Annotated in this window: 26 protein-coding genes and 2 pseudogenes; 15 read left to right on the top strand and 13 right to left on the bottom strand. The window is 59.3% G+C overall.

All coding sequences use genetic code 11. The features are described from left to right. A partial coding sequence (locus AC1D2R_RS27600) for a GntR family transcriptional regulator (protein ID WP_477972402.1) occupies positions 1 to 316 on the bottom strand: 316 nt, incomplete at its 3' end. Between the two features lie 285 nt (positions 317 to 601). Here AC1D2R_RS27600 and AC1D2R_RS27595 point away from each other — a divergent pair. From AC1D2R_RS27595 to AC1D2R_RS27585, 3 genes are all read left to right on the top strand, one after another. Then, entirely contained in the window at positions 602 to 967 is a 366-nt protein-coding gene (locus AC1D2R_RS27595; protein ID WP_477972400.1) for a hypothetical protein, read from the top strand. Between the two features lie 28 nt (positions 968 to 995). Next, complete coding sequence (locus tag AC1D2R_RS27590; RefSeq protein WP_477972398.1) at positions 996 to 1,211, top strand: hypothetical protein; 216 nt, start codon at positions 996 to 998, stop codon at positions 1,209 to 1,211. A 189-nt stretch (positions 1,212 to 1,400) separates the two neighbouring features. Further along, complete coding sequence (locus tag AC1D2R_RS27585) at positions 1,401 to 1,811, top strand: ester cyclase (RefSeq protein ID WP_477972396.1); 411 nt, start codon at positions 1,401 to 1,403, stop codon at positions 1,809 to 1,811. 9 nt (positions 1,812 to 1,820) lie between these two features. Here AC1D2R_RS27585 and AC1D2R_RS27580 read toward each other — a convergent pair whose 3' ends face one another. Beyond that, positions 1,821 to 2,264, bottom strand: coding sequence for a MarR family winged helix-turn-helix transcriptional regulator (locus AC1D2R_RS27580; protein WP_477972394.1), 444 nt, complete (start codon positions 2,262 to 2,264; stop codon positions 1,821 to 1,823). A 532-nt stretch (positions 2,265 to 2,796) separates the two neighbouring features. After that, positions 2,797 to 3,477 carry a GntR family transcriptional regulator gene (locus AC1D2R_RS27575; RefSeq protein WP_477972392.1) on the bottom strand — a complete coding sequence of 227 codons (681 nt, stop codon included), beginning with the start codon at positions 3,475 to 3,477 and terminating at the stop codon, positions 2,797 to 2,799. A 217-nt stretch (positions 3,478 to 3,694) separates the two neighbouring features. Between AC1D2R_RS27575 and AC1D2R_RS27570 the strand changes: the two genes are divergently transcribed. The 3 genes from AC1D2R_RS27570 to AC1D2R_RS27560 all read left to right on the top strand — a co-directional run bounded on the left by AC1D2R_RS27570 (position 3,695) and on the right by AC1D2R_RS27560 (position 7,517). Then, positions 3,695 to 4,684 carry a 4-hydroxythreonine-4-phosphate dehydrogenase PdxA gene (locus tag AC1D2R_RS27570; protein WP_477972416.1) on the top strand — a complete coding sequence of 330 codons (990 nt, stop codon included), beginning with the start codon at positions 3,695 to 3,697 and terminating at the stop codon, positions 4,682 to 4,684. Positions 4,685 to 4,856: 172 nt separating this feature from the next. Beyond that, positions 4,857 to 5,792: a sugar phosphate isomerase/epimerase family protein gene (locus tag AC1D2R_RS27565; RefSeq protein ID WP_477972390.1), complete on the top strand. Its 936-nt coding sequence runs from the start codon at positions 4,857 to 4,859 to the stop codon at positions 5,790 to 5,792. Positions 5,793 to 5,804: 12 nt separating this feature from the next. After that, positions 5,805 to 7,517 (top strand): dihydroxyacetone kinase family protein, encoded by a 1,713-nt coding sequence (locus tag AC1D2R_RS27560; RefSeq protein ID WP_477972388.1) that lies wholly within the window; start codon positions 5,805 to 5,807, stop codon positions 7,515 to 7,517. Between the two features lie 24 nt (positions 7,518 to 7,541). Here AC1D2R_RS27560 and AC1D2R_RS27555 read toward each other — a convergent pair whose 3' ends face one another. From AC1D2R_RS27555 to AC1D2R_RS27535, 5 genes are all read right to left on the bottom strand, one after another. Then, positions 7,542 to 8,270: a sulfite exporter TauE/SafE family protein gene (locus AC1D2R_RS27555; RefSeq protein ID WP_477972386.1), complete on the bottom strand. Its 729-nt coding sequence runs from the start codon at positions 8,268 to 8,270 to the stop codon at positions 7,542 to 7,544. Positions 8,271 to 8,358: 88 nt separating this feature from the next. After that, positions 8,359 to 9,741 (bottom strand): NAD(P)H-dependent oxidoreductase, encoded by a 1,383-nt coding sequence (locus AC1D2R_RS27550; protein ID WP_477972384.1) that lies wholly within the window; start codon positions 9,739 to 9,741, stop codon positions 8,359 to 8,361. A gap of 36 nt (positions 9,742 to 9,777) precedes the next feature. Beyond that, complete coding sequence (locus AC1D2R_RS27545; RefSeq protein ID WP_477972382.1) at positions 9,778 to 11,295, bottom strand: tripartite tricarboxylate transporter permease; 1,518 nt, start codon at positions 11,293 to 11,295, stop codon at positions 9,778 to 9,780. A gap of 15 nt (positions 11,296 to 11,310) precedes the next feature. Continuing rightward, positions 11,311 to 11,799: a tripartite tricarboxylate transporter TctB family protein gene (locus AC1D2R_RS27540; RefSeq protein WP_477972380.1), complete on the bottom strand. Its 489-nt coding sequence runs from the start codon at positions 11,797 to 11,799 to the stop codon at positions 11,311 to 11,313. A gap of 114 nt (positions 11,800 to 11,913) precedes the next feature. Next, entirely contained in the window at positions 11,914 to 12,903 is a 990-nt protein-coding gene (locus AC1D2R_RS27535) for a Bug family tripartite tricarboxylate transporter substrate binding protein (protein WP_477972378.1), read from the bottom strand. 485 nt (positions 12,904 to 13,388) lie between these two features. Between AC1D2R_RS27535 and AC1D2R_RS27530 the strand changes: the two genes are divergently transcribed. From AC1D2R_RS27530 to AC1D2R_RS27515, 4 genes are all read left to right on the top strand, one after another. Continuing rightward, positions 13,389 to 14,174 carry a triose-phosphate isomerase gene (locus AC1D2R_RS27530; protein WP_477972376.1) on the top strand — a complete coding sequence of 262 codons (786 nt, stop codon included), beginning with the start codon at positions 13,389 to 13,391 and terminating at the stop codon, positions 14,172 to 14,174. Continuing rightward, positions 14,171 to 14,626: a D-erythrulose-4-phosphate isomerase gene (gene derI / locus AC1D2R_RS27525; RefSeq protein ID WP_477972374.1), complete on the top strand. Its 456-nt coding sequence runs from the start codon at positions 14,171 to 14,173 to the stop codon at positions 14,624 to 14,626. Before AC1D2R_RS27530 ends, derI begins: the two co-directional genes overlap by 4 nt. Before the next feature lie 225 nt (positions 14,627 to 14,851). Next, positions 14,852 to 15,091: a hypothetical protein gene (locus AC1D2R_RS27520; RefSeq protein WP_477972372.1), complete on the top strand. Its 240-nt coding sequence runs from the start codon at positions 14,852 to 14,854 to the stop codon at positions 15,089 to 15,091. Between the two features lie 393 nt (positions 15,092 to 15,484). Beyond that, a complete protein-coding gene (locus AC1D2R_RS27515; protein ID WP_477972370.1) occupies positions 15,485 to 15,748 on the top strand; it encodes an arginase family protein in 264 nt (87 codons plus the stop codon). Between the two features lie 122 nt (positions 15,749 to 15,870). On the opposite strand, the gene otnC is transcribed toward AC1D2R_RS27515, so the two are convergent. Genes otnC through AC1D2R_RS27500 form a run of 3 tightly spaced genes read right to left on the bottom strand, consistent with a single transcriptional unit; the run spans position 15,871 to position 18,824 of the window. After that, complete coding sequence (otnC, locus tag AC1D2R_RS27510) at positions 15,871 to 16,527, bottom strand: 3-oxo-tetronate 4-phosphate decarboxylase (RefSeq protein ID WP_477972368.1); 657 nt, start codon at positions 16,525 to 16,527, stop codon at positions 15,871 to 15,873. Next, positions 16,524 to 17,789, bottom strand: coding sequence for a 3-oxo-tetronate kinase (gene otnK / locus AC1D2R_RS27505; protein ID WP_477972366.1), 1,266 nt, complete (start codon positions 17,787 to 17,789; stop codon positions 16,524 to 16,526). The genes otnC and otnK overlap by 4 nt, the downstream gene beginning before the upstream one ends. 30 nt (positions 17,790 to 17,819) lie before the next feature. Further along, the gene (locus tag AC1D2R_RS27500; RefSeq protein WP_477972364.1) at positions 17,820 to 18,824 is read right to left on the bottom strand and encodes a LacI family DNA-binding transcriptional regulator; all 1,005 of its coding nucleotides are present in this window, start codon (positions 18,822 to 18,824) and stop codon (positions 17,820 to 17,822) included. 286 nt (positions 18,825 to 19,110) lie between these two features. Here AC1D2R_RS27500 and AC1D2R_RS27495 point away from each other — a divergent pair. The 3 genes and pseudogenes from AC1D2R_RS27495 to otnI all read left to right on the top strand — a co-directional run. Next, positions 19,111 to 19,437: pseudogene (locus AC1D2R_RS27495) on the top strand (ABC transporter permease); the annotation flags it as partial. Further along, the gene (gene ltnD, locus AC1D2R_RS27490) at positions 19,437 to 20,351 is read left to right on the top strand and encodes an L-threonate dehydrogenase (protein WP_477972362.1); all 915 of its coding nucleotides are present in this window, start codon (positions 19,437 to 19,439) and stop codon (positions 20,349 to 20,351) included. The pseudogene AC1D2R_RS27495 and the gene ltnD, both read left to right, overlap by 1 nt. A gap of 1 nt (position 20,352) precedes the next feature. After that, entirely contained in the window at positions 20,353 to 21,120 is a 768-nt protein-coding gene (gene otnI / locus AC1D2R_RS27485; protein WP_477972360.1) for a 2-oxo-tetronate isomerase, read from the top strand. A 188-nt stretch (positions 21,121 to 21,308) separates the two neighbouring features. On the opposite strand, the pseudogene AC1D2R_RS27480 reads toward otnI, so the two are convergent. Further along, positions 21,309 to 21,548, bottom strand: a pseudogene (locus tag AC1D2R_RS27480) (transposase); the annotation flags it as partial. Between the two features lie 246 nt (positions 21,549 to 21,794). Next, the gene (locus AC1D2R_RS27475) at positions 21,795 to 22,745 is read right to left on the bottom strand and encodes a LysR family transcriptional regulator (protein WP_477972358.1); all 951 of its coding nucleotides are present in this window, start codon (positions 22,743 to 22,745) and stop codon (positions 21,795 to 21,797) included. 160 nt (positions 22,746 to 22,905) lie between these two features. Between AC1D2R_RS27475 and AC1D2R_RS27470 the strand changes: the two genes are divergently transcribed. Both AC1D2R_RS27470 and AC1D2R_RS27465 read left to right on the top strand, forming a co-directional pair. Further along, positions 22,906 to 23,883, top strand: coding sequence for a Bug family tripartite tricarboxylate transporter substrate binding protein (locus tag AC1D2R_RS27470; protein WP_477972356.1), 978 nt, complete (start codon positions 22,906 to 22,908; stop codon positions 23,881 to 23,883). A gap of 89 nt (positions 23,884 to 23,972) precedes the next feature. Continuing rightward, positions 23,973 to 24,419: a tripartite tricarboxylate transporter TctB family protein gene (locus tag AC1D2R_RS27465; RefSeq protein WP_477972354.1), complete on the top strand. Its 447-nt coding sequence runs from the start codon at positions 23,973 to 23,975 to the stop codon at positions 24,417 to 24,419. Positions 24,420 to 24,425 lie beyond the last annotated feature (6 nt).

Raw genomic sequence — 24,425 nt, 5'->3', positions numbered from 1 at the left:
GCGCCTTGCGTACCAGGATCGCCTCGTAGAGCGCATGGCGCGGAATGCGGGAAACGAATGTGCCGGACTGCGGAAATACGTTGACCAGACCGTCGTCGGACAGCCGCAGCATCGCCTCGCGGATCGGCGTGCGGCTGACGCCGAACTGCGCCTCGAGTTCCTTCTCGTTGAGCAGATCCATCGGCTTGCGGCGCAGTGAAATAATGTCGTCGCGCAGCGCATTATAGACAAGCGTTGCGGCGCGCGGCGCCGCGGCCCGCTGATGCGAGAGATTGGTGACGCCGGAGAGCGAACGCTTCTTGCGGGCTTCGCTCATCGCGAAACTCCTGCCGATCCGGCATCGATAGAACGAATGCTTTTCTCTACCACTCACCACCTCCCGTTGGCTTTGCAAGAAGTAGTATATTAGTATCCAACTTAGCGCAAGACTTCCATTCGCACCCTCTCCTCTTTCTCTGAAATAGGATCCGTTGCCGCCCGCTCCGAAAACGTGACTTTCCGGAGCTCAGCGCAGCTCAAGGGTTGAGTTCAGTCCCTGATAAATGCGGTTAGACGTCGGTGTGGTCTGCCGACGAGCTTCATACCGGTCGGGTAATCGCGCATGTTCGTCGGCGGCGGTGCCAGGCTCAAGATTATTGTGATTCTTTATCTGCAACGGCAGGGGCGCGACAACGTCGCCCCCTATTTCACCCGCTATGCGGAAGAGACCAAATGGCGCTATGCGCCGGGCGTGTTCGAAGGACAACCCGCCATGGTCTTCGACAGCACCAAGCCAATGGCACAGCCGGCGCATTTCGTGCTGATCGACTGGAGGGACGGTCGGGTTGCCGGGATCCGGGATTTCCTGTTCGCCTCCTATGTACTGGAAGCGACGGATTGGGTGCGATTAACATCAGGGAGGAGTGCCACTTGCCGCCCAAACTCGCTCGCCCGCCGCGTCCTCGGCTATCTCATCGTTGGGAGTTGACGATGGCGCAGGCAGGAAGGGCGAGGCCATGGACATTGGCCCTGCAACGTCTTCTGGAGGCAAAAGCGTCAGCTTCCTATGTCGCGACCCTGCGAGCGCGGTATTTTTTCGCCCTGATGCTGATTTTCAGGACACCGCATTGGGGATCGAGAATTGCAGGGCGCAGAGAGAAAAACCTAAGCATGAAGGCATGACGGCGATTTCCCCGGTCACAACGACAAAGTTTGGCTGCCTCAGCAAATGATAAGGACCGCAACCAAGGTCTCCCCGCCGGGACGACAAGGATGCGCGACGTCCATCTCCTGCGGCTTCAAGCGGATCGACATAGACCTGGGCCTTTGCTTCCCGACTTGCAACAGGACCGCGGAACGCTTAAGCAATTAATATACAGTTATACTGTATATATCGCTGGCGTTTGTGCGAAGGATCGATCATGTCTGCCGATAACAAGGAGGTGGTTCGCCGCTTCAACATCGAGGTCATTCAAAATGGGAGCGAAACCGCATTTCATGCCTTGATGGCTCCCGACTTTATCAATCACGCTGCGCCGCAGGGAATGCCGAACGGCCCGGAAAGCATGTGGCACACCTTCCAGAATGTTCTTCGCCCTGCTCTATCGAACTTGGCGGTAACGATCCATGACCAGATCGCCGAGGGAGATAAGGTCACAACCCGAAAGACTATAAGCGGAGTTCATACCGGTACCCTGCTGCGCGTTCCGGCGACAGGACGGGACGTTGCCATTAGCGTTATCGATATTGTGCGAGTTCAGGACGGCAAATATGCTGAGCATTGGGGTTTGAACACCTTGTCGAATGTGCTCGCTGCATTGTCGAAGGCTTGATCCGACGAGCTAGCACAGCTGTTCGATAACACGGATTGCGGCTCCAAGCGTTCGTCTGTCCTTTTCGGACAGGCGTTCCTCGATCAAGTTGGCAATCTGCAATGTTCGGGCTTCGCGGGCGTGGGACAATTCCGCCCGCCCGTTTTCGGTAATGGAAAGAAGCTGGCTGCGCCCGTCCGCTGGATTGGGCATTTTGCTGATCAGCCCTTCAGATTCCAGCTGACCGGCAACCAGCCGCATGCTCTGATGCCTGACGTTGCGGCGGTCTGCCAGTTCGGCGACACTGAGCGGCCCCGCCCGATCCAGAAGCGACAGCGTTTCGGACTGCGAGGTTGTCGGTGTATTTGCTTGCGTCTTCACGCCGCGAACGAATCTGCCGAGCGTGATACGAAGATTTTCCGCAAGCGCCAGCGCATCGGTGTGTTTTTCGGAGCTGGCTTCTTCGCTTGCCATTTTCTTTTTTCCGCCCTCAAACGAATGCTCTGAACCTTTCCATAGACCGAGAAGAACGAGAAGAGAAATAGCTTCGGCAAGCAGACAGTTCCTAACGTGAAGCTGCCGTTCTCGAGACAGCGGCATTATTCGAGACGGCATCAAGCATCATAATCATAGAGGTGTAGCCCAGGGGAAGGCTCGACCACCATACAAACGTGCCGTGTGCCATTCGTGGGCCAAAGCGAAACGCAGGCTAGTGTGAAGGGATCTCCCGGCAGCGCAGGCGTCCTTCGGGAAGACACGATACAAAAAAGTCTAAACTGCAGAACTTCTCCGTCCTCTCAGAGATTTAAAGGACATCTGGAGTACGTCTTGCCTCCATCCGGGTGTCTCCGTGGAAGCGGCAGCTGACCTTCCTATTCGTCGCTCGCTGTCGTGGATGAACACAGAGTCAAGCTATGGCTCGGCCAGTTCGTCGCGGAGTTCTATCGGCAACAGGCGGCTACCGTGTCGAACTCTCCGGGTCCGGCGAGGGCCCGAGGACGCGCGATTAGATCGCATCCTTGACGCGCTGCCAAGCGTTGAGGAGGTGGCGACCGAGAACTTTGGCCAGGGCCTTGCCGTCCCGCGCTTCCAGCGCCACGATCATTTCTTGATGTTCGGCCATCGCCGCGGCCCATTTTTCAGGGCCCTCGTGGCCGATGAACCGTATTCTCTTCAACCGCGACTGCAGCACAGCCTGCATGCTGCTGAGCGCCTGGTTGCCGGCAAGCTGAGTGATCTCGGTGTGGATCGCCTGATTGAGCTTATAGTAGCGGAGGCGGTCGCGCAAATTGTAGCATTCCTGCATTTCGTCATGCAGTCGCCGGACCTTGGCAATTTCCTCGTCCGTCGCCGTCACACAGGCGAGGTTGCCGGCCAGCTCTTCGAGGCTTTTCAGCACGATTAGCATGTCGTGCACGTCCTTGCCGCTGAATCGCTTGACGATCGCGCCGCGGCTCGGAATGAGTTCGACCAGGCCTTCGCTGGCGAGATACTTGATCGCCTCGCGCAGGGGTGTGCGCGAGACGCCCAGTTGATCTCCGAGCTGGCTCTCGTGCATCCTTGCTCCAGGCGACAGTTCGCCCTCGATGATCATGTCGCGCAATCGTGTGACGAGCGTGTCGTGAAGAGCCGTTCGCTGGATCGGTCCGGAAGGAGAGGCAGGCAGATCAGTCACTATTTCACTCATTTTCGAAAGCCCGATTTCGGTGCGGTGAGGCTATCAACGCCCCAGTTCAGGGGTACACCATTTTCTATCCGGTTCCAAATGTAAAAATGCTGCATACAAAATGCAAAAGACTTGTTCTCCACTCCGGGATGACATAAAACCAGCCTCATCGAGGTTGGAGAACGAAGCAGTGGATATCAACGATCACAAAGACAATCGCCCCGTCATCGCGCTCGCCATGGGCGACCCTGCAGGTATCAGCCCGGAGCTGACGGCTCAGCTTCTGGCCTTGGACGACGTCAAGGAGAAAGCCTATATCATCGTCATTGGCGACCGCCGCATTCTGGACAAGGGCGCGCGTGAAGCGGGTGCCGAACTGGATCTGACGCCGTCGTCCCTCGAAGGCCTGGCCGGTCTTGACCGTTCGAAGCATGCTTTCGTCGATCTTGGCCATCTGGCGCCTGAGGATGTCGAACGCGGCGAGGCGACGCTGGCAGGTGGCGCATTCGCTACCCGCAATTTCCGTACCGCGCTGGAACTGGCACATGCCGGCAAAGCGGATGCAGTCTGCTTTACCCCATTCAACAAGAAAGCGATGCGCTTCGCTTATCCGGGCTATGATGACGAAATCCGCTTCGTGTCGGATGTCCTGTCGTTTACCGGCAAGATCCGCGAATTCAACGTTCTGGAAAAGATCTGGAACGCCCGCGTTAGCTCGCATATTCCGCTCAAGGAAGTGGCGGACAATCTGTCCGTCGAGCGCATTCTGGCGGAGTTGGAACTGACTGTGTCCTGCCTCAAGGCATCCGGCATTGACGAGCCGCGCGTGGCCGTCGCCGGCCTCAACCCCCATGCAGGCGATGGCGGCAGTTTCGGCATGGAAGAGATCGACATCATCGAACCGGCCGTGGTTGAGGCCAAGGCCCGCGGCTATGGCGTCGAAGGACCGTTCCCGGCAGATACTGTGTTCCTGCGCGCCATGAAGGAAGGCTATCATGCCGTCTTGACCATGTACCATGACCAGGGTCAGATCGCCATGAAGCTTATCGGCTTCGACAAGGGCGTGACGATGATGGGCGGACTGCCTTTCCCGCTCTGCACGCCCGCCCATGGCACTGCCTATGACATTGCTGGAAAGGGTATTGCCGATATCGGTGCCAGCCGTGAGGCGGTCCTTCTCGCCGCCCGCATGGCAACCCGCCAGCGCCAGTCCGCCAAGGCTGCCTGAACTCGATCTTGGGCCGGCCGCCCGGCGGCCGGCATGCCTGCCTGGGAAACGCGGGCTTCCAGTGTTGCTCAGTAGGTGCCAAGAGCCGGGCGAGGAATGCTCATGTCAAAGTGTTGCGGCTTCCAGTGCGCGCCCATGGGCGCTCCGGGGCTGCGGTTGGGAGGAAAACTTGATGTGTACATCGCGAAAGTGGACGCGCGACAATTGGCCAATCGCGGCCGCCATGATCCAATATCCGAACACGCTTGCCGATGGTCGATCCGTTCAGGATCAGACCGTCGAAGAATGGGCCGCGACGGTTGGCGAAGTCGCCGATGCCGGGTTTAGCGAAATCGATCCCACCGACAGCTGGCTTCGCCTCGCCGACCTTTCTCCCACGCGTCGTCGCGCCTTCTGCGAGGTCGTTCGCGAAAGCGGCATGACTATTCCAGGGCTCTCGACATCGCGTCGAAGCGTCATTGACGCAAAACGCGGCGACGAATACCTCGCGTATTGCCACCGCGTCATCGATGCCGCGGCCGAAATCGGGGCACAGAGCGTCTCTTTTGGCTTTTTCGAGCCGCTGACGGAGAAGCAGAAGGCTGCCCTCTGGTTCTGGACAGAACAGGGAGCGAAAAACCCCGACGATCCGGTGATATGGCAAAGGGCCGTCGCCCGCATCGCAGAGCTCGGTCGCCATGCCGCGGAGGTCGGCGTCGAAGTTTCACTCGAAATGTACGAGGATACCTATCTCGGCACAGCAGACAGTTCCGTTCGCTTCGTTGAGGAGGTTGGTCTCGACAATGTCGGCATCAATGCCGATCTGGGCAATCTCATTCGTCTTCACAGGCCAGTCGAGCACTGGCTGCAGATGATGACCAAGGTCGCCCCCTATGCCAAATACTGGCACGTCAAGAACTACATGCGGATCGAGGACGAGCATGCCGGCCTGATCGCCAGCCATCCGGTACCGCTTGAATCGGGGTTGATCAATTATCGAACGGCCATCCAGTTGGCATTGGAGCATGGATTCGAAAGTGCATTTCTGTGCGAGCATTATGGTGGCGACGGCCTTTCAGTCAGTGCCGCCAACCGTGATTATCTTCGGCGCATCCTGCCGCGTAGCTAAGGACTGCTTTCCATGACGACGATCTTTGATGCTTCTGCGCAGTTCGCCGCGACCGCGCTTGCCGGCTTCTGCCAGATCTACCCGAACCACGTGCGCCTGGTCACCAATGGCGTCGTGCGTGCGACGACGGTGCCGAGGGGTAAGGTCTCCGTCGTTGTCGGCGGCGGCTCGGGTCATTACCCGGCCTTTGCCGGCTATGTCGGCCAGGGCATGGCGGATGCTGCAGTGGCCGGCGACGTCTTCGCCTCGCCCTCGACGGCGGCTGTGGCACGGGTTTGCCGCCAGGCCGATAATGGCGGTGGCATCATCCTCGGCTTCGGCAATTATGCCGGCGACGTGCTGAATTTCGGTGTTGCCGCACAGCGGCTGCGCGCCGAAGGCGTCGATGTACGAATCATCGCGGTAACGGATGACGTTGCCAGCGCAACGCCTGACAAGCACGCGATGCGCCGTGGCATTGCCGGCGACCTCGTGGTCTTTAAGATTGCCGGTGCGGCAGCCGAAGCGGGTCTTTCGCTCGACGAGGTGGAGCGGGTCGCACGGCACGCCAATAATCGCACCGTCTCCTTCGGCGTCGCCTTTGCCGGCTGCACCCTGCCAGGCGCTGCGGAGCCACTGTTTAGTGTGCCGAACGGCCGCATGGCGCTTGGCCTCGGCATTCACGGCGAGCCGGGGATCAGCGAAGAGGATATTGCCAGCGCCACCGAGCTCGCCGGCATTCTTGCCGACAAGCTTCTGGCCGAGAAGCCGCCAGGCTGCGCGCGCGTTGCCGCTATACTTAATGGCCTGGGTTCGACGAAATACGAAGAGCTTTTCGTTCTTTGGACGGCCGTTCAGAAAAAGCTGAATGGCGCCGGTCTGGAGATCGTTCAGCCGGAGGCCGGCGAATTCGTCACCAGCCTCGACATGCAAGGATGCTCGCTGACGCTGGCTTGGCTCGATGCCGAGCTGGAGCGTTATTGGGCTGCACCTTGCGATACGCCTGCCTTCCGCAGGGGGCGCCCGGATGCAGTTGACCTGCGTACCGACGTGGCCGTCGATGAGGAGGCTGCGCCGACCATCCCGGAGGCGTCCGAAACCTCCCGCAAGTCTGCGGCCTGCATAAGCGACCTGTTCGCCGAGATTGCTGCGATGCTGAAGGATCGTGAAGCCGAACTGGGCCGTATCGATGCGATCGCCGGCGACGGCGATCATGGCCAGGGCATGCGGCGCGGCTCCGATGCGGCGGCGACGGCAATGGCTGCGGCCGTTTCCGCCGGTGCCGGCGCCCAGACGACGCTCGCGCTTGGCGGCGATGCCTGGGCTGACCGTGCGGGCGGCACGTCCGGCGCGATCTGGGGGCTGCTGCTACGCTCGTGGAGCAATGCTTTGAGCGACAGCGGCGTGCCGAGCGGCAAGGCAATTGCCGAAGGCGCCCGGCAGGCACTTGAAGGTGTCGCCCGCCTCGGCCGTGCGAATGTCGGCGACAAGACATTGGTCGATTCGCTCGTTCCCTTCGTCGAAACCCTGACGGCGGACATTGCCGGCGGAAAAACTCTGGCCGAAGCATGGAAATCGGCGGCCGACTCATCGGAGGCTGCGGCAAAGGCCACGGCTTCGCTGACGCCCCGTCTCGGGCGCGCCCGGCCACTGGCGGAAAAGAGCATCGGCCACCCGGATGCCGGCGCAACCTCGCTTGCCATGGTGGCGCAGCTCTCCGCTGCATATATCGGGAAGCGGAACTGAGCCGCGAGGCGCATTCGAATATGCTCAGCCGAAAAGGCCGACAAGCGTTAGCCAGAGGCCGGATGCCAAGGTAATGGCATCCATCATCAAGCGGAAACTGCGTTCCGACATTTTGATGACGTAACGCTTGGTGAAGAAGGTTCCTGCCATCAATGCTGAGCCGATGACCAGACCGCTGATCAGGAGCTCCCTGGTCAGCACGCCTGCTTGATAGAAGGTCAGAACTTTCGCCACCTGGACGAAGATCGAGGACGCCGCTTCCGTCGAGAGGAACGCGCCCTTCACAAGGCCAAAGGCAAGAAAGGCCGGCACGCTGAGTGGCCCGGTGGACAGAAAAAGTCCCGTCAAAAAGCCGACGACTGCGCCGGCAACCGCCATCCCTCCAGGGCCGATGGTAATGTTGTAATGGCTGATGTATCGGCGAAGCGGCACCAGCAGGATAATGAAAAGTCCAAGCAATGTGCCGCTGATGGCCGCCGGCAAATGGACGAGACTGAGGGCTCCGAGCGAGGCCGCCGGGACGCCCGGCAGCGCATAGGCGAGAACGGCTCGCCAATCGACTTCCCTATGCCATGCCATAACGCGCGCCGCATTCGCCATAAGCCCGGCGATCGCCATGACGGGGATGGCCCGTGCCGGGTCGAACATCGGAACGAGAACGGGCAGGAGAATGAGGCTGGCGCCGGTGCCGATCACGCCGCTCAGGCACCCGGCCAGGAAGGCGATGGCACAGACAAGAACATAGGAAAGCAAGGCGACACCTCGAAGAGAGACTTGGCGTAGAGCAGCTTTAAAAGAACAAGGCCGGCAAATCTGCCGGCCTTGTGGCTCTCGAGAGGGTTTAGAAAAAGGCTTTATCCTGTTCGCGTCGGAGCGCTAGCAGTTCCGACGACTCATCGAGCTCAACATCGCCGCACCGGATCGGTCGGCCCGCCTTGACCGCTCTCTTCAACTTGCGATTGGCGGCGAGATAAAAGGGTACGGGCATCTCGTCTAACAGCCGGCCGGCGGGGATCATCCGCGCCGAGACATCGACGATCGAATGGTGGTGACCGCTTGCGGTGAGCACAGTCCCGGCTGCGATATCGGCATCGGCATGCGCGACCAGGTCGATGACCGGCCGGGGCTCGGTGGCGCCGCTCGATACACCGCGCAGACCGACTTCAAGAATGCTCGTCGCCGCCTCGACGCCCAGCAGGTGGCGGGGAATATAGAGCATCGCGACATCACCATTGCGGCTGACGGCATGGCCTTTTTCCGCCAGCATTTGCCAGGTTTGCGGATCGTCGCAGCGAACCGTGACGAAGACGCCGCCGGCAAAGCTCACCTCGCCAGGAAGCCGCAGGCAATGAAAGACATCGAGTACAGCGGAGGCTCCAAGCAATCCGCCGTTTGCGCGCGGCGAGAAGAAATCGGCAACTTCCGTGATCCGGGCAATCGGCACATGCAGTTCGGGGCGGTCCACCATGAAGCCGGTCGCATTGGCGACAAGCGTCATCTCGCACAGGTCCGGCACGGCACGTTGCTGAAATTCGCCGGCGATCTGCGAGCGCTTGGCCGCGATGGTTGGCAGCTCGAGTCTTGCGGGCTCCATCCAGTCGGCAAATTCTGGGGCAGGGGCTACCTTGCCGTTCGAAGTCAGCGTTCCCTGCTTAGGATCGAAAACGAAGTCGTATTCACTGGACTTGCCAGCGGCGATGATGTCTAGCCCGAGGACTTGAGCCCACGTTACCAATCCCATCAGAAGGCTCGGTTGGTCGCCATCCACAGGGGTGACGATGACGTTATTACGGCGGGCGCGCAAAGCCAATCCGGGACCGATGACGCTGTCGACTTCCTTCGAGACCAGGGCGACGTGCTTGCCGGCATCAATCGCGAGCCGCGAATGTCGGGCGCCGGCCTCAGGATGGCCGGTGGCTTCGACGACGACCGTGATCGGCAGATCGAGCACAGTGGCGATGTCATCCGACGCGATGAACAGGCCTCGTTCCCAAGCCTCGCGGACCTCTGCGGTCGTCGAGCACTGGGCAATCCGGGAAGCCTCGATGCCGAGACTGCGGAGAACGTCTGCTGCCGTCTCTGCCTTCAGATCGACGGCAACGCGGGCGCTTATCAACGGCGTCTTGAGGCTCTGGGCGATGAAGCTGCGGCCGAACCCGCCGGTTCCGACAATGCAGCATTCGACAGGTTCGGCATTGGTGCCGAAATAGGTATGGTAGTTCATGAAATTCCTCCGAATGGGCTAAAGGCAAACCAGGCCTCAGCCAGCCTTGTCCACTTCCACCTTGCGCTGCCTGAAATAGGAGACCAGCTTGGCGCCCTGCGGCACGATCAGAAGGCCGAGTGCCACGATCATGATCCCACCTACCAAGTAGTTGGAGAAGAACACGCCGAGCGACCCGTCCGAGACGATCATCGACTGATGGAAGGATTCTTCCGCCTTGTGGCCGAGCACCATGGCAAGGACCATGGGGGCCAGCGGGTATTCCAGCTTGTTGAAGATGAAGCCGACAGCGCCGAATATCAGCACGAGCCAAAGATCCGAGGTGGAATTCGCAACCGTATAGGCGCCGACAAAGCAGATCGCCACGATCATCGGACCGATGATCGTGAACGGGATGCGCAGCAGCGCCGCGAACAGCGGGACCGTTAACAGGACGAGAATAACGCCGACGATGTTCGAGACATACATGCTGGCTATCAGCCCCCAGACGAAGTCGGGCTTGGTGGTGAAAAGCATCGGACCAGGCGTCAAGCCCCAGATCATCAGGCCGCCCATCATCACGGCCGCTGTCGCAGAGCTGGGTACACCGAGCGCCAACATCGGAAGCATGGCACAGGTTCCAGCCGAGTGGTCAGCGATTTCCGGTGCAATGATGCCTTCCGGACGGCCCGTACCAAACTTGGCGCCGGGCTTCGACCATTGCCGCGCCAGGCCGTAACTCATGAAGGATGCTGCGGTCGGGCCGCCGGGAGTGATGCCCATCCAGATGCCGACCACCGACGAGCGGATGATCGTCGTGATGTAACGCGGCATTTCACAGATGGCCTTGAACACGTCGCGCGGATCGATCCGAGACGAGACGCCTCGGAAATGCAGGCCGTCCTGTACCGTTGCCAGCAGTTCACCTATGCCGAACAGACCAATGACGACGACAAGGAAGCTGACGCCGCTGATGAGAACGTCGAGGCCGAACGTCAAGCGAAGTGACCCTGTGACCGTGTCCATGCCAACGCTGGCGAACAGCAGCCCGACGCAAAGCGAGGCGACTGTCTTCAACGGCGAGGCACTCCCCATGCCGATGAAGGCGCAGAAGGCGAGGAAATAGACAGCGAAATATTCTGGCGCCCCAAATTTCAACGCGAAATTGGCGGCCCACGACGACAGAAGGGTAATGACGAGCACGCCGATCAGTGCGCCAATGCCCGCCGAGACGAAGGCAAAGGTCAACGCTCGGGTCGATTGCCCGCTATGCGCCATTGGATAGCCATCGAATGTCGTTGCCACCGAACTCGGTTCACCCGGAATATTGAACAGGATGGAGGTCGTCGAGCCGCCGAATAGAGCGCCCCAATACATCGATGCTAGAAGGATGATAGCCGAGACCGGATCCATGGAAAAGGTAAGGGGGATCAGCAGGGATACGCCGTTCGGCGCGCCGAGACCGGGCAGGACGCCGACGATCAGGCCGAGAAACACGCCGACGATCATTAGCATGATGTGCATTGGGGTCAGCGCGATGCCGAAGCCATGCATAAGCAGGTCGAAATTTGCCATTGAAATGGTCCCGGCTCAATAGATGCCGAGCATGTCTTCGATAGGTCCCTTGAGAAGCGGGACCTGGAAGGCAGTCTCGAAAACCAGATAAAGTGCGACAGAGAAGGCGATGCCGATCAAAAGCGCGATGTAGGGCTTGTACTTGCCTTGGCGCCAGGCGACGTAGAACAGGTAGAGCGTGGTGCCGACATAGACTCCGAGAAAGATCGTCACCACAACGAACAAAACCATCGGAACGAAAAAGGACAGCAGACGCATGGTCTGCTCCGATTCAAGGAAGGTCTCGCGCAGATCGACGCTTTTTGCCTGAACAAGCGCCTGCACCAGGCAACCGATGCTGGCTGCAATCACGATCAGACCGACGTAAAAGGGGAAATATCCCGGCATGGGGCCGGAGTCACCCCAGCTCACTCCCAGTTCCAACGAACCCGTTGCACCCGCCACGCCGACGGCGCCGAGGCAAAGAGCAGTGATGACTTCCATGTGGAGGCGCTTGATATGCATGATCAGGTTCCTTCGCCGAAGGGACCCGCCTGTCGCTGCCCGGTCCCATTGCGTCAATCTTGCGAGGTAATGCGGCCCGGCGACTCTTTCGAAGGCGCCGGACCCGAAACCCGTTTACTGAACCAGCCAGCCTTCGTCCTTGAAGACCTTGACGGCATCGGCTTGGCTACTGCCGATGAATTCCTGCAGCTTTGCAGGGTCATAATAATCTGCGGCCTGCGAGGTCTTGCTGATATAGCTGGCCCATTCGGGCGTCTCGCTGACCTTCTTCATCACGTCTGCATAGTAGGCGACGGCATCGTCGGGGGTGCCGGCGGCGGCCCAGACCGTGCGAGGCATCTTGTAGGATTTGATCGGGATCCCGGCGGACGAGCAGATCGGAATGTCGCCCCAACCCTTGCCGTCATGAACCGGATCGCTCTTGGCCATCGGCTTGTCGTCGAAGACGCAAAGCGGCTTCACGACGCCCGCCTGCCACTGGCCGAGGTTTTCATTCGGGTTGTTGACGTTGGCTTCCACATGGCCGCCGGCGAGTTGCACGCCGACTTCGCCGCCGCCGTTAAACGGCAGATACTTGAACTTCGCCCCGGTCACCTGGCTGATCAGCGCCACCAGCGTTTCGTCCGTATCTTTGGATTGACTGCCGGCAAACGTGATCTTGCCCGGCGCAGACTTGGCCGCGTCGATCAGAGCCGACGGCGTCTGGTATTGAGAGTCAGCCTTCACCCAGATCAGGAACTCGTCGAAGGCGAGCGCCGACACCGGTTTCAGGTCCTCGATTGAATAGGCCATCTTGGCGACATGCGGGAGAAGGTAGGCATTGTTGGTGCCGAAATAGAGTTTGTTGACGTCGCCTTCGTTCTTTTTTGCATAGAGAAAGGCTTCCGCGCCGCTGCCGCCACCCTTGTTGAGAACGACCATCGGCTTGTTCATCAGATTGTGCTTGGTGATGATTGCCTGGATGGTACGGGCGAAATTGTCGGTACCGCCACCGGCACCCGATGCCACGACGAATTCGACGGGGCGCGTCGGCTCAAAGGCGAGCGCCTGTCCCGCGACCGTCAGTGCGGCGGCTAGAGTTAGTCCTATCGATAGAGTTTTCATCTTCTTCCTCCTTTAGATGGAAAACGGTGCAAGCCTCCCAGCACCGACATGCTCTGATGAAGTATTCAGGCGGCAGATGCTGCGCCTCCACCGCGTTTTTCTGATTTGGACACGCGGTCGCTATGGATAGACGAGATGTCATGCCGATGCCTGCGATGGGGCCCACGAGACCAGAGTGTCGAGACTGCAAAGAAAATGCGGAAGTCACAGCGTTCCGAAGCCTGGCAGCCAGCGCTCGTGGAATGACCCGAGGCGGGTGCAATAACGGCTCGCAAGTGGCTTCTACTTGAACTCATGGTCTCCTCCATCGGTAAAAACTGATAGGGGATTTAGCGGCTCAAATCAAGTCTTCTGAATTCTGTATACAAAATTTTGCGGACGATATAAAGAATTTGCCACCCGGATGCTGGAGCGGTATCCCTCGCAATGTGTGCGCAAGCGCTCGGTGGGGGACATAGGACCGGCGCGGATCGGCAGGAGCAGCCATGAACAATGCATTGCGAAAGTGGGTCGGAACTAGCTGGAAAATGAACAAGACGCTCGTCGCAGCTCTGAGCTTCGCGATGGGACTTAAGGATTCGAAAGCCACCGGCATTACCAACATCCAGCCTTTTGTTATTCCGCCATTCACTTGCGTTCGGGAGGTTAAGGCCGCGCTCAAAGGCACCGGGGTGCTAGTCGGGGCCCAGAACATGCACTGGGACGATCATGGTGCCTGGACAGGCGAGATTTCCCCATTGATGTTGAAGGACTGCGATCTCGACATCGTCGAATTGGGACACTCCGAGCGGAGACAGAATTTCGGTGAAACAAACGAAACCGTCGCGCGAAAAACCGCCGCCGCGGTCAAACACGGGCTCGTTCCTCTCATTTGCGTCGGAGAAAGCCTGGCCGAACGAGAGGCCGGGCGAGCATCCGAGGTTCTCCACACCCAGGTTCGCGTGGCTCTATCAATGCTCTCGCGTGAACACAGAGAAGCGGAAGTCCTGTTCGCCTACGAACCCGTTTGGGCGATCGGAGAACGCGGAGTGCCGGCAACAGTGGACTATGCCAGCGTGCGACATGCTGAGATCGCGGCCGTCGCAGGCGAAATTCTAGGGAGGCGGGTGCCGTGCCTCTATGGCGGCTCTGTGAACCTTTCAAACTGCGAGGAGCTCATCTGCTGCCCGGTCATCGATGGCCTCTTCATAGGCCGGTCGGCTTGGAGCGTCGAAGGCTATCTGGAAATTCTCGCGAGATGCAGCATCAAACTAGAAGGAAGCAAAGAATGAAAATCGCCATTGCAGGGGACAGCGCCGGCGAAGGACTCGCCGCAGTGCTGTTCGATCACCTGAAAGACCGCTACAACGTCGTTGACGCTTCCCGAACACCTGCGGGATCGGACGCGTTCTACGCGAACCTGTCGGAACGGGTCGGATGCGCCGTCATCGATGGGACCTATGACAAGGCAATCCTTGTTTGCGGTACAGGCATCGGTGTGTCTATCGCCGCCAACAAGGTTCCGGGAATTCGGGCCGCTCTAACGCACGACACCTATTCCGCCGAACGCGCCGCACTCTCGAACAATGCGCAGATCATCACGATGGGCGCGCGGGTCATCGGGGCGGAGCTCGCCAAGGCGATTGCGGACGCGTTTCTGGCGCAGAGCTTTGACACCGCTGGACGGTCTGTCGGTAATGTTAACGCGATCGACGACGTTGACGCTCGGTATCGCAGCCGTTGATAAGGATTAGCGGGTATTCGTCTCAAACAGTTGACAGTCACTCCACAGTGTTCTGAATAGATTCCTATATCGAGCACTTGCGGCCGACCGTTTTTGCCGTGAGCTGTTTTCCATTGCGAAGACTTCAGCGCGGCGGAAATTGATCAGGACGTTCGAGACGAGGCTGGATTTACGCGAGGGAGACGGCCCTTCGTTGTCGCTCGTTCTCGACGAATAACCGCTTTGATGAGCAAGACAGAGCGTTTGCTGTTGGGGAAGCTCAAAGCCGGGCGGGAATGGACGGGCGACCTGAAGGTCTCGTTCTACCAGCATCTTGGCCTGCCTGCGACACATCTCGACATGGCCCACAGGCAACGTCAGGCGAAGCTCAAGTCGGTGGCCGAGCTGGGCTGCGACCGGATGAAGGATTTGTCCGCCAGGATTGCCAGCAAGAAGACCGACATCAAGCGCAAGGAAAAGGCGTAGGCGAAGGCGATCGCTGATGATCTACCCGTGAGGAATGTGTTGAGGCATGTATCGACGGAGTGGAATGGACTGAACAAGGAGTACCACAAGAGGGCGCTTGCAGCGCGAGGATCGTCGGGGCGCAAGTCCGGACCCGGACGGCGACCCAAGACGTCGGCCGGGCGAAGCGCAAAACCGCTTCATGGTCCTTCGGCAGAGGTGGGACGTTCCCGCCGGATGCCGCTTCAGTCGCGCGACCCAGGGGTTGGTCACGCGCCAGGAAAGAAATTCCTGAACTGAGAGTCGTCTGCGGCTGAAATGTTGTGTTTCAACCGTTTGTGACGAATACCCGGATTAGCTCCTCTATCTGATTATCAAGGCGACACGACCGGGCTTCGCGACCTCCCGCTTCCTTTGATATCGACAGCCTCGATCCTTCTATCGCCCGGTACGGGCACGCCGGAAATCGCCGGCCTCAACACGATCCAAGCATTGGAGATCATCCGCGGTTGCTGGGGGCTAAATATCGTCGGCTGTGATTTGGTCGAGGTGTCCGCACCTTATGATCCCTCAGGAAACACGGCAATTACTGCGAGGAACCTGCTGTTCGAGATGCTATGTATTCTGCCAGGTGTGCGGAGGCGGAACGTGCATCCACTTGGTTCCGGCGGCAAATAGAGACAGCGCTCGGCCAATTTGGCGAGATTCTCTGTTTTTGGGAATCTCGTTGCGTAAATTCCAATGCCTTCGTCAAATCTTATGCCGCACGCGGTTCGATTCCTATCAAGAGCAAAGCGAACCTATGTTCTTGCTGAGTTGGCCCCCAGCAGTTCACGCTTTTGCGTGGGCGAAAGCGGCCTGATATTGTGCGGTCTAAGCAGGAGATAGAGCTTGGCAGTCTCTTCGAGCTCTTCGGTCGCATATTGAGCGTCTTGCAGCGTCTTGCCGGCGACCACCGGCCCATGATTGGCGAGCAGAACCGCATGGCTGTCCTTTGCCTTGTCAGCGACCGCCTCGGCAAGTGAAACATCACCCGGGGGGTAGTATCCGACCAGCGGCAATTTTCCGACGCGCATGACGTAATAGGCGGTCAGCGGCGGCAGGACATCGGCGGGGTCGACATCCTCAAGAATGCTGACGGCTACCGCATAAGTGGAATGCAGGTGCACCACCGCGCCGCTCATCTTCTGTTGGCAATACATGCATTGGTGCAGAAAGGCTTCCTTGGTGGGCTTGTCGCCATCAACGTGAACACCCTCCGCCGTGAACCGGGACAGACGCTCGGGGTCGAGGCTGCCGAGCGAGGCATTTGTCGGTGTCATCAGCAGGTCGCCATTGCTCAGCCGTGCGCTGATATTGCCGGTGGAGCCGAATGTCAGGGACCGGTCGAACAGTGATTTTCCAACGCGGGCAATGTCGTCGCGCAGCTTCGTTTCTTCGGAGATTATCGCCGTCATCGCACCATGTCCCATGCCTTCAGGAAGAAGTCGTCGCTGCCGAAGTTGCCGGATTTCAGCGCCAGGGCCAAAGGCTCCTCGCGGCCGATGCTGATTGTCCAGGGAACTCCGGGGTCAATCTCCGGGCCGATGAACAGAGCCTGGACGCCGAGGCGGTTCACGACGGCACCGGAGGTCTCGCCGCCGGCCACGAGAAAGCGGCAATAGCCGCAGCTCGTCAGGCGGATCGCCACCTCCGCCAGCAATTGCTCCACCAGTTCGCCGGCATGATCACGGCCGAGTGCCTGCTGCGCCTTTTTGACATCATCGGGCTCGGCACTGGAGTAAACGAGCGGGATGGCGTCGGTGACGGATCTTACCCAGTCGACGACCGTGGCCGCCGTCGTGTGGCCGGCAGCGATGTCGAGTGGTTCCAGCTTCAGCGCCGGGGTGCCGGCGTCAATTGCCGTCCTGATCTGGCGCCGGGTCGCCGTCGAGCATGACCCGGCCAGCATGACGGCAGCGCCTTGCGGCGCCGCGATGGTCGCTGCCGAGCGGTCGCGCGCCAGCTTGCCGGCGCGGCGGAAATTGTCGGGCAGACCGATGGCGATGCCAGAGCCGCCGGTGATCAGCTTCATTTCTGCAGCCGCACGTCCGATCGATCGAAGGTCATCGTCGGTGATCGCATCGATCACGACGATCTTTTCGCCCTTGTTGATCGATGCCTTGAAGGCGGCGCCGATGGCTTCGCTTCCCTTGCCGACCACTTCGCTGGTCACAAGCCCGACCGGCAGCTTCGTCTGTTGCTGCAGCACCCGAACAAGGTTCGAATCCGTCATCGGGGTCAGCGGGTGGTCCTTCATCGGGCTGTCAGACAGAAGCATGTCGCCGACGAACAGATGGCCGCGATAGACTGTTCTTCCGTTGGCCGGAAAGGCGGGGCAGGCCAGCGTCAACGGGCCGCCGAGGCGATCATAGAGCGCTTCGGCCACCTGGCCGATATTGCCCTCAGGCGTCGAATCGAAGGTCGAGCAATATTTGAAGATGATCTGCTCGGCCCCCGCCGCAGTCAGGCGAATGCATGCATCCAGCGACAGAGCCACCGCCTCCTCGGCCGGGATCGTTCGTGATTTCAGCGCGACGACAACGGCCTCGGCGTCACCATAATGGAAATCGGCGGGCGGCACGCCAACCACCTGAACCGTCCGCATTCCCTCTCGGGACAATGTCAAAGCGAGGTCGGTCGCTCCGGTCAAATCATCCGCTACTGCGCCTAACAGCATGTTCACTCGCTCCCAGAAATATAAAGGTTCTCAGGCCGTTGCGCCCTCGATGATGTCGTAGCCTGTATCGACGATCACCCGTTCACCGGGTCGAACCGAGCTTTCCAGCAGCTTTTCGACCGCCGTCTTGCCGATCAGGAAACGGTTCGATCGCACGGTGGAAAGCGGCATTGGCAGCACCTGGCCGATATCCAGCCCGTTGAAACCGAACAGTGCCAGTTGCTCGCGCACCACGATCCCGGCCGTCAGGCACTGGAAAAAGCCGCCGACAGCCATGTCGTCGTTGGAAAAAACCACCGCATCGACATCCGGTTTGCGGACCAGCAGTGCGGCAAGTGTATCGCGCCCGGCCATGGTCGAGCTTGGTCCGTCGAACCGCTCCTCTGCCTCCAGCGCCAACCCGGTGTCCGACAAGGCAAGGCACAAGCCTTCATAGCGCAGCCGGGCACGGCGGTCGGCAGTCCAGTCGTGGCCGACATAGCCGAAGTGGCGGTAACCACGAGCAATCAGGTGCTGTCCCGCAGCATACCCGGCCTGGCGATGCGAAAGTCCCACGGCCACGTCGATCGGCTCGGCGTCGATATCCATCAGCTCTGCGACACGCACGCGGCTGTTGTTCAGCATCCGCCGTGTCGCGTCGGTGTGGTCGAAGCCGGTGGTGATGATCGCGGCTGGTTGCCATGCCAGCAGGGATGACAGGATGTCCTGTTCCTTGTCCGCATCATAATTGGTGACGCCAACCATCGGCTGGAAGGCGGTCTTCGCCAGTGCCGCGTGGATACCCTGCAGCACTTCGGGAAAAACGATGTTGGAGAGCGACGGCAAGAGGACGCCAATCAGCAGTGAGGCGGAAGAGGCAAGCGATCCTGCCGCCCGGTTGGGAACATAGCCAAGCGTGTCGATGGCCTTGACCACGCGGCTGCGGGTTTCGTCGGCAATCGCGCCCTTGTTGCGGACGACACGCGACACCGTGTTTTCGCTGACACCGGCAAGCCTTGCCACATGCGTCAGGGTCGGCACTTCATATTGCGTCACTCCGGCCTCCCTCCCACCTGGTGTTCTTCATTCGTCATTTTGGTTATCTCAGCGCTAACATAATTCGATTGAAGATTGCTAGAGGATGTGATTACAATATTTATGTTAGCGCTGAGATAGTGCTTTTGGGAGCTGCTTTTAAGGTTTTCGGGAGGAAAACACCGTGAGGAATGATCAGGGAGCCATCATCTGGCGGCGTCACTGTGCGCATTGACTGCCCTGTCAGCGCATGCACAGGATACTTAATCCGGCCGGAGTGCTCTTCGCCGGCACCCGACAACAAATCCGGCTGGTGACAACCCCGAAATTCGTTGCCGCCGGCGTCTTTGCCGCGATCGGCGCGATCCTTCTGGCCGGTTACGCCAACCAGGCCTATCAGGGTATGGGCGACGCCTATATGCTGCCGGTGCTCACAGCCGTGGTTATCGGCGGCACGTCGATCCACGGTGTTCGCGGCAGTTATGCAGGAACGGTCGCCGGTGCACTCTTCATCACGCTTTTGGCTTCCATTCTTTCGGTCTTGCAAATGCCGGAAGCCTTCAGGCAGATCATCTTTGGTCTGATCATACTCTCCATGTTGCTGATACGCAGATTCGAAAGGACCAATCGCTAATGGCCGGATCCACTCACATTGCCATCATCGGATTGGGCTCGATGGGGCTCGGCATGGCCCGCTCGCTGCTGCGCGTCGGCCACACGGTTTCCGGTTGCGACATCAGAGAAACCGCACTGAAGAGCCTGACAGACGCCGGCGGCAAGGCATTCTCGACACCAGCCGAGGCCGCCAAGGGCGCCACTATCGCGCTCGTTGTCGTCGTCAATGCAGCACAGACGGAAACGGTGCTCTTTGGTGCCGGTGGCGCCGTGGCGGCATTAGCGCCCGGGTCGGTGATCATCTCATCGGCGACCATCGCTCCAACCGAGGCGAAGGACTTTGCCGCTAGAGCGGCGGAGAAGGGATTGCTCTATCTCGACGCACCGATCAGCGGCGGCTCGGTCAAGGCCGAAGCCGGGCAGTTGACGGTGATGGCATCCGGTTCGCCTGAGAGCTTTGCCGCTGCAAGAACAGCACTCGATGCCATGGCGGCAACGGTCTACGAACTGGGCGACGATGTCGGTGTCGGCTCTTCGTTCAAGATCGTCAATCAGTTGTTGGCTGGCGTCCACATTGCGGTGGCCTGCGAAGCCATCACCTTTGCCAAGAGCCTCGGCCTCGATATCTCGCGGGTTTTCGACGTCATCACAAAATCGGCGGGCAACAGCTGGATGTTCGAGAACCGCATTCCACATGTCGTGGCAGGCGACTACACGCCGCATAGCGCCGTGTCGATCTTCACCAAGGATCTCGGCATCGTGTCCGACATCGGCCGCAAGCAGAAGTTTCCGCTCCCGATCGCCAGTGCCGCCTTGCAGCTCTTTGTAATGACCGAGGCGGCCGGCATGGGCCGTGATGACGATTCATCCGTGGCCCGCCTGCTCGCATCGATTGCCGGCCTACAATTGCCCGGCATGGACGGAGACAACTGAGATGCCACGTTTCGCAGCAAACCTGACGATGATGTTCAACGAGCATGATTTTCTCGACCGCTTCCAGGCCGCAGCCGATGCCGGTTTCGAGGCGGTCGAGTATCTCTTCCCTTATGATTATCCCGCTGATGTTGTTGCCGAAAAGCTCGAAGCAGCCGGATTGAAGCAGGCTCTGTTCAACATGCCGCCCGGTGATTGGGCGGCGGGCGAGCGGGGCCTGGCGGCCTTGCCGGAGCGCCGCGACGAGTTCCGCCATGCGGTGCGCAAGGCGCTGGAGTACGCCAAGATCATCCGATCACCGCTCCTGCACATGATGGCCGGGATCGCGGATGTGAACAATCTGGCTGCAATCGCCACATACCGCGACGCGCTCGGCTATGCTGCCGATGCGACGGCGCAAGATGGCATCGGCCTTGTGATAGAGCCGATCAACAGTCGCGACATGCCAGGTTACTTCCTCAACGATTTCAATCGTGCAATAAGCGTCATCACCGATTTGAACCACGAGAACGTCAAGCTGCAGTTCGATATTTATCACCGGCAGGTCATCCACGGCGATGTGCTTCTCGGCCTTGAGCAGGCAATGCCTCTCATCGGGCATGTGCAGATCGCTTCCGTGCCGAAGCGCAACGAGCCAGGAACCGGCGAACTCAACGATTTCAGGATTTTCGCAGCGCTCGATGAGCTCGGCTACCGCGGCTATGTCGGTTGCGAATATCGGCCGGCGGGGGAAACGGTTGCCGGTCTTGGATGGATGAAGCGGCTCTGAGGCGAGCAGCAAGACGGGAGGGGGTAAAAGCTGACAAACTGGTCCAAAGTTCATCAAGAGCGGTTCGAGAGCCTCGTGCTCCCGAATATTCACGTGGACACGCGGTTTTCCGAGGGGCGCTGGTTTGAGGGGCCGGTTTACGATCATTTCTTTCCGCTTAGCAGCCCGGCTTGCAGAGCACCGGATAAAAAATCGATCTCCAGCGTCAGCTCTCCGATCTTGGCATGCATTGTCATATCGACGTTTGGACCTGGCGGTTCCGCTTTGACTTCGTCTCCGAAAACACCCGTCGCCCCCTCAATGAGCTGGTCCTTCCACTGCTTGATCTGATTGGCGTGCACGTCGAACTGCTGCGACAGTTCCAAAAGGGTCTGCTCACCCCTCAATGCTGCAAGTGCCACTTTCGCCTTGAAAGCCGGGCTCTCCACATTGGATCTTCAGGACACGGCGAACTCGCCTATCGGTGCATACCGCTGGGAACATACCGATCGCGCGCTGACGGAACAGCTCCTCCTGGAAGAAGAGGGGCAGCCGGCAGCCCCCACAGTCGCTCAGCTTTGATAGTCATGGCCGGTCCCGCTAACATTATCGGTCATTAGGGGATTGCGACAGGATGTGCGGAAAGTACGGAGTTATCCTAGATAAACCGCTCTCCTATAGATTGCGATTGGCGATCAGCCGTAGCCTGTCATAGCCCGCACGTCCCGGACGATTTTATCTGCAAGGCGCTGCGCAGCCGGGGAGAGTTTTTGATTGCGTAAGGTGATGAGGGCCATTGCGCGCTCGATTGTCGGTTCAACGAGCTTGAGAATCTTAGCCTTGGCCGGATTGATCTTTGTCAATCGGGACGCCGGTTGAATTGCAACTCCCAGACCAGCCTCGGCCATGGCGATGATCGTTTCCGCCTGGATGAACTGATATCGCGTCGGCACTTGCAATCCTTTCTGTTGCATCGCGCCGTCTACGAGCCTGCGCATGGCCGTCGCCGTCGTTTGAAGCAGCATCGGATATTGAGAGAGCTCGGCGAGCGTAATGGTGTCCCGCGGGCCATCGAGGAAATGGTTGGGTACAAGCGCATGCAGCGGCTCGATCATGATGGTCGTGAAATCCAGCGTGTCGTCCTGGTCCTGCGGACCGACTGCAAAATCGACCTCTTTCTTTCGCACGACTTCGTAAAGATCAAGCGAGGTCAATTCGCGCACAGTCACGGCGATTTCGGGGAAGTCCCGTACGAACTCCGTCAACACAGGCGGCAAGTGGATCGACGCCAGATTGGGTGAGCTGGCGAGGGACAGCTGACCCCGCTTGGTATCGTTCGCCTCGCGTATGCGACGCAATCCAAGCTGAATCTCATAGAGGGCCTTTCTGGCACTGTCGCGTAGATATGCACCCTCTTCCGTCAGCTTCACGCTTCGCGTCGTTCGCTCGAACAGCAAGATGTCCAGTTGCGCTTCAAGCTGCATGATCTGTGCGCTCACCGATGAATGCGACCGGTGCAGAATCTCTGCAGCAAGACGAAAACTTGCGTGCTCGGCGACCACAAGAAAGGTCTGTAGCAGCTTCATATTCACATTACCGATGACATCCATGGCGAATCCTATTGGTTGCGAAAGCTGACCAATCATTAGGATTTTACGGTTTGTGTTACCAGAGGGCGCGCGCTAGTCTTTTTTCACGGAGTATCGCGGGGAGGTATTGGGCTATGGCTGGTAGCCTGACCGGTCGCAAATGCTCGCGAGTGTCCGACTGGATATCGGATATCTATGGGGCCCATGGGAGGAAAAAATGGGATTGAAACTGGTTAGAATTAACCGTCGCGAATTTGCGATGGGGATGGCGTTCATGGCGATGCCCGCTCTGATGACGTCAACTGTCCATGCAGACGATTATCCGACGAAGGATATCCATTACATCGTTGCCGCTGGTGTCGGCGGAGGCAGCGATATCCTCGCGCGCACTTTGGCGAAGGTCCTCGACGAAAAGAAGCTGCTGTCTGTCAACGTGCTGGTCGAGAACAGGACAGGAGGTTCTGGCGCGATCGGCTACAGCTACATCAACGGGCAAGCAGGCAGCCCCTATATTCTGGGCGGCGTCGGAGTGAGCTTTTTCACGACACCGTTGCTCGGCAAGATGCCGATCAACTACACGAATTTTACGCCGCTCGCGGCCATTGCGCGCTCGCCGTATATCTTCGCCGTCAGGGCAAACTCGCCGATCAAGTCCGTCGAGGATCTGAAGGTCGCCAAGGGACTGACAATCGGTACGGTTGGTGCGGTCTCCGATCCCGCACTTCTAGCCAGCATGACGAACGAGCAGCTGGGAGCGGAAATCAAGGCCGTCCCCTATGATGGCGAAGGCGAAGTGATGGCAGCCGTTCTCGGGGGCCATCTCGACATGATGTTCGGCAACCCCAACGAGATCCTGGAACAGATCAAGGGAGGCACCATTCGTCCGATCGCCGTGACCGCTCCCGAGCGCATGAGTTCGCTGCCGGATGTGCCGACCTTCAAGGAGCTCGGCTACGACATCACGCATACGCAGCTACGCGGCATCATCATGCCCGGCGGCGCACCGCCCGAAGCGGTCGCATTTTGGCAAGGCGTGTTGAAGACGGTGGCAGAAAGCCCGGAATGGAAAGCCGAGTATATCGACCGTTTCAACGAGGTGCCGCTGTACATGAACAGCGCCGAATTCGGTGCGCAAATGGTCGAGACCAGCAAGCGCTACGAGACCATGATGCACAAGCTGAAGCTCATCAAGTAGCATGGTGGGCTGCCTCTCAGGGAAGTGGCAGATCCGCGAAATGACATGGCGGCCGACCGGGGAGGTCGGTCGTCAGGAGGACATGGAAAATGATTCAAGTTCGCAATCTCGACATAGGCGCCTCGGCGCTGCTCGTCGTTCTCGGCATCTATATCGCCTGGCAGGGCATATCCTACGGGTATGTCGATGCCGATACCCCTGGTGCCGGATTTTTTCCACTGTGGATCGGTCTTGGCCTCGCTTTGTCCGCAGGCATCAACCTGGTCGCGAGCATCCGGCGAACGGGGATGCTCGCGACCATCGAGACTTCCGAGATGATCAGGGTCTTGCTGTGCAGCGCAGCCATGGCGGTCTTCGTCTGGCTCGCAGGCATGATCGGCATGATGGTCTCGGCATTCGTGCTGATGCTCGCCATCGGCGTGATCTTCGGCCGCCGTACGCTTGGTTTCTACGCGGTGCTCGCAGTCGTCTCCATTGGCATGACGGCCGTACTCTATTTCATTTTCGGCATCCTGCTTGCCGTTCCGCTCCTTTGAGCGGAC

The organism is Rhizobium sp. P1_C7, assembly GCF_056406295.1.
The sequence above is the reverse complement of the archived record's forward strand: the minus strand, read 5'-3'. Positions and strand labels throughout refer to the sequence as shown.

Excerpts from the sequence above, each read along its gene's own strand:
- AC1D2R_RS27595 (WP_477972400.1), top strand. The coding sequence starts at position 602 with ATGTTCGTCGGCGGCGGTGCCAGGCTCAAGATTATTGTGATTCTTTAT.
- AC1D2R_RS27590 (WP_477972398.1), top strand. The coding sequence starts at position 996 with ATGGACATTGGCCCTGCAACGTCTTCTGGAGGCAAAAGCGTCAGCTTC.
- AC1D2R_RS27585 (WP_477972396.1), top strand. The coding sequence starts at position 1,401 with ATGTCTGCCGATAACAAGGAGGTGGTTCGCCGCTTCAACATCGAGGTC.
- AC1D2R_RS27580 (WP_477972394.1), bottom strand. The coding sequence starts at position 2,264 with ATGGCAAGCGAAGAAGCCAGCTCCGAAAAACACACCGATGCGCTGGCG.
- AC1D2R_RS27575 (WP_477972392.1), bottom strand. The coding sequence starts at position 3,477 with ATGAGTGAAATAGTGACTGATCTGCCTGCCTCTCCTTCCGGACCGATC.
- AC1D2R_RS27570 (WP_477972416.1), top strand. The coding sequence starts at position 3,695 with ATGGGCGACCCTGCAGGTATCAGCCCGGAGCTGACGGCTCAGCTTCTG.
- AC1D2R_RS27565 (WP_477972390.1), top strand. The coding sequence starts at position 4,857 with ATGTGTACATCGCGAAAGTGGACGCGCGACAATTGGCCAATCGCGGCC.
- AC1D2R_RS27560 (WP_477972388.1), top strand. The coding sequence starts at position 5,805 with ATGACGACGATCTTTGATGCTTCTGCGCAGTTCGCCGCGACCGCGCTT.
- AC1D2R_RS27550 (WP_477972384.1), bottom strand. The coding sequence starts at position 9,741 with ATGAACTACCATACCTATTTCGGCACCAATGCCGAACCTGTCGAATGC.
- AC1D2R_RS27545 (WP_477972382.1), bottom strand. The coding sequence starts at position 11,295 with ATGGCAAATTTCGACCTGCTTATGCATGGCTTCGGCATCGCGCTGACC.
- AC1D2R_RS27540 (WP_477972380.1), bottom strand. The coding sequence starts at position 11,799 with ATGCATATCAAGCGCCTCCACATGGAAGTCATCACTGCTCTTTGCCTC.
- AC1D2R_RS27535 (WP_477972378.1), bottom strand. The coding sequence starts at position 12,903 with ATGAAAACTCTATCGATAGGACTAACTCTAGCCGCCGCACTGACGGTC.
- AC1D2R_RS27530 (WP_477972376.1), top strand. The coding sequence starts at position 13,389 with ATGAACAATGCATTGCGAAAGTGGGTCGGAACTAGCTGGAAAATGAAC.
- derI (WP_477972374.1), top strand. The coding sequence starts at position 14,171 with ATGAAAATCGCCATTGCAGGGGACAGCGCCGGCGAAGGACTCGCCGCA.
- AC1D2R_RS27520 (WP_477972372.1), top strand. The coding sequence starts at position 14,852 with ATGAGCAAGACAGAGCGTTTGCTGTTGGGGAAGCTCAAAGCCGGGCGG.
- otnC (WP_477972368.1), bottom strand. The coding sequence starts at position 16,527 with ATGACGGCGATAATCTCCGAAGAAACGAAGCTGCGCGACGACATTGCC.
- otnK (WP_477972366.1), bottom strand. The coding sequence starts at position 17,789 with ATGCTGTTAGGCGCAGTAGCGGATGATTTGACCGGAGCGACCGACCTC.
- ltnD (WP_477972362.1), top strand. The coding sequence starts at position 19,437 with ATGGCCGGATCCACTCACATTGCCATCATCGGATTGGGCTCGATGGGG.
- otnI (WP_477972360.1), top strand. The coding sequence starts at position 20,353 with ATGCCACGTTTCGCAGCAAACCTGACGATGATGTTCAACGAGCATGAT.
- AC1D2R_RS27475 (WP_477972358.1), bottom strand. The coding sequence starts at position 22,745 with ATGATTGGTCAGCTTTCGCAACCAATAGGATTCGCCATGGATGTCATC.
- AC1D2R_RS27470 (WP_477972356.1), top strand. The coding sequence starts at position 22,906 with ATGGGATTGAAACTGGTTAGAATTAACCGTCGCGAATTTGCGATGGGG.
- AC1D2R_RS27465 (WP_477972354.1), top strand. The coding sequence starts at position 23,973 with ATGATTCAAGTTCGCAATCTCGACATAGGCGCCTCGGCGCTGCTCGTC.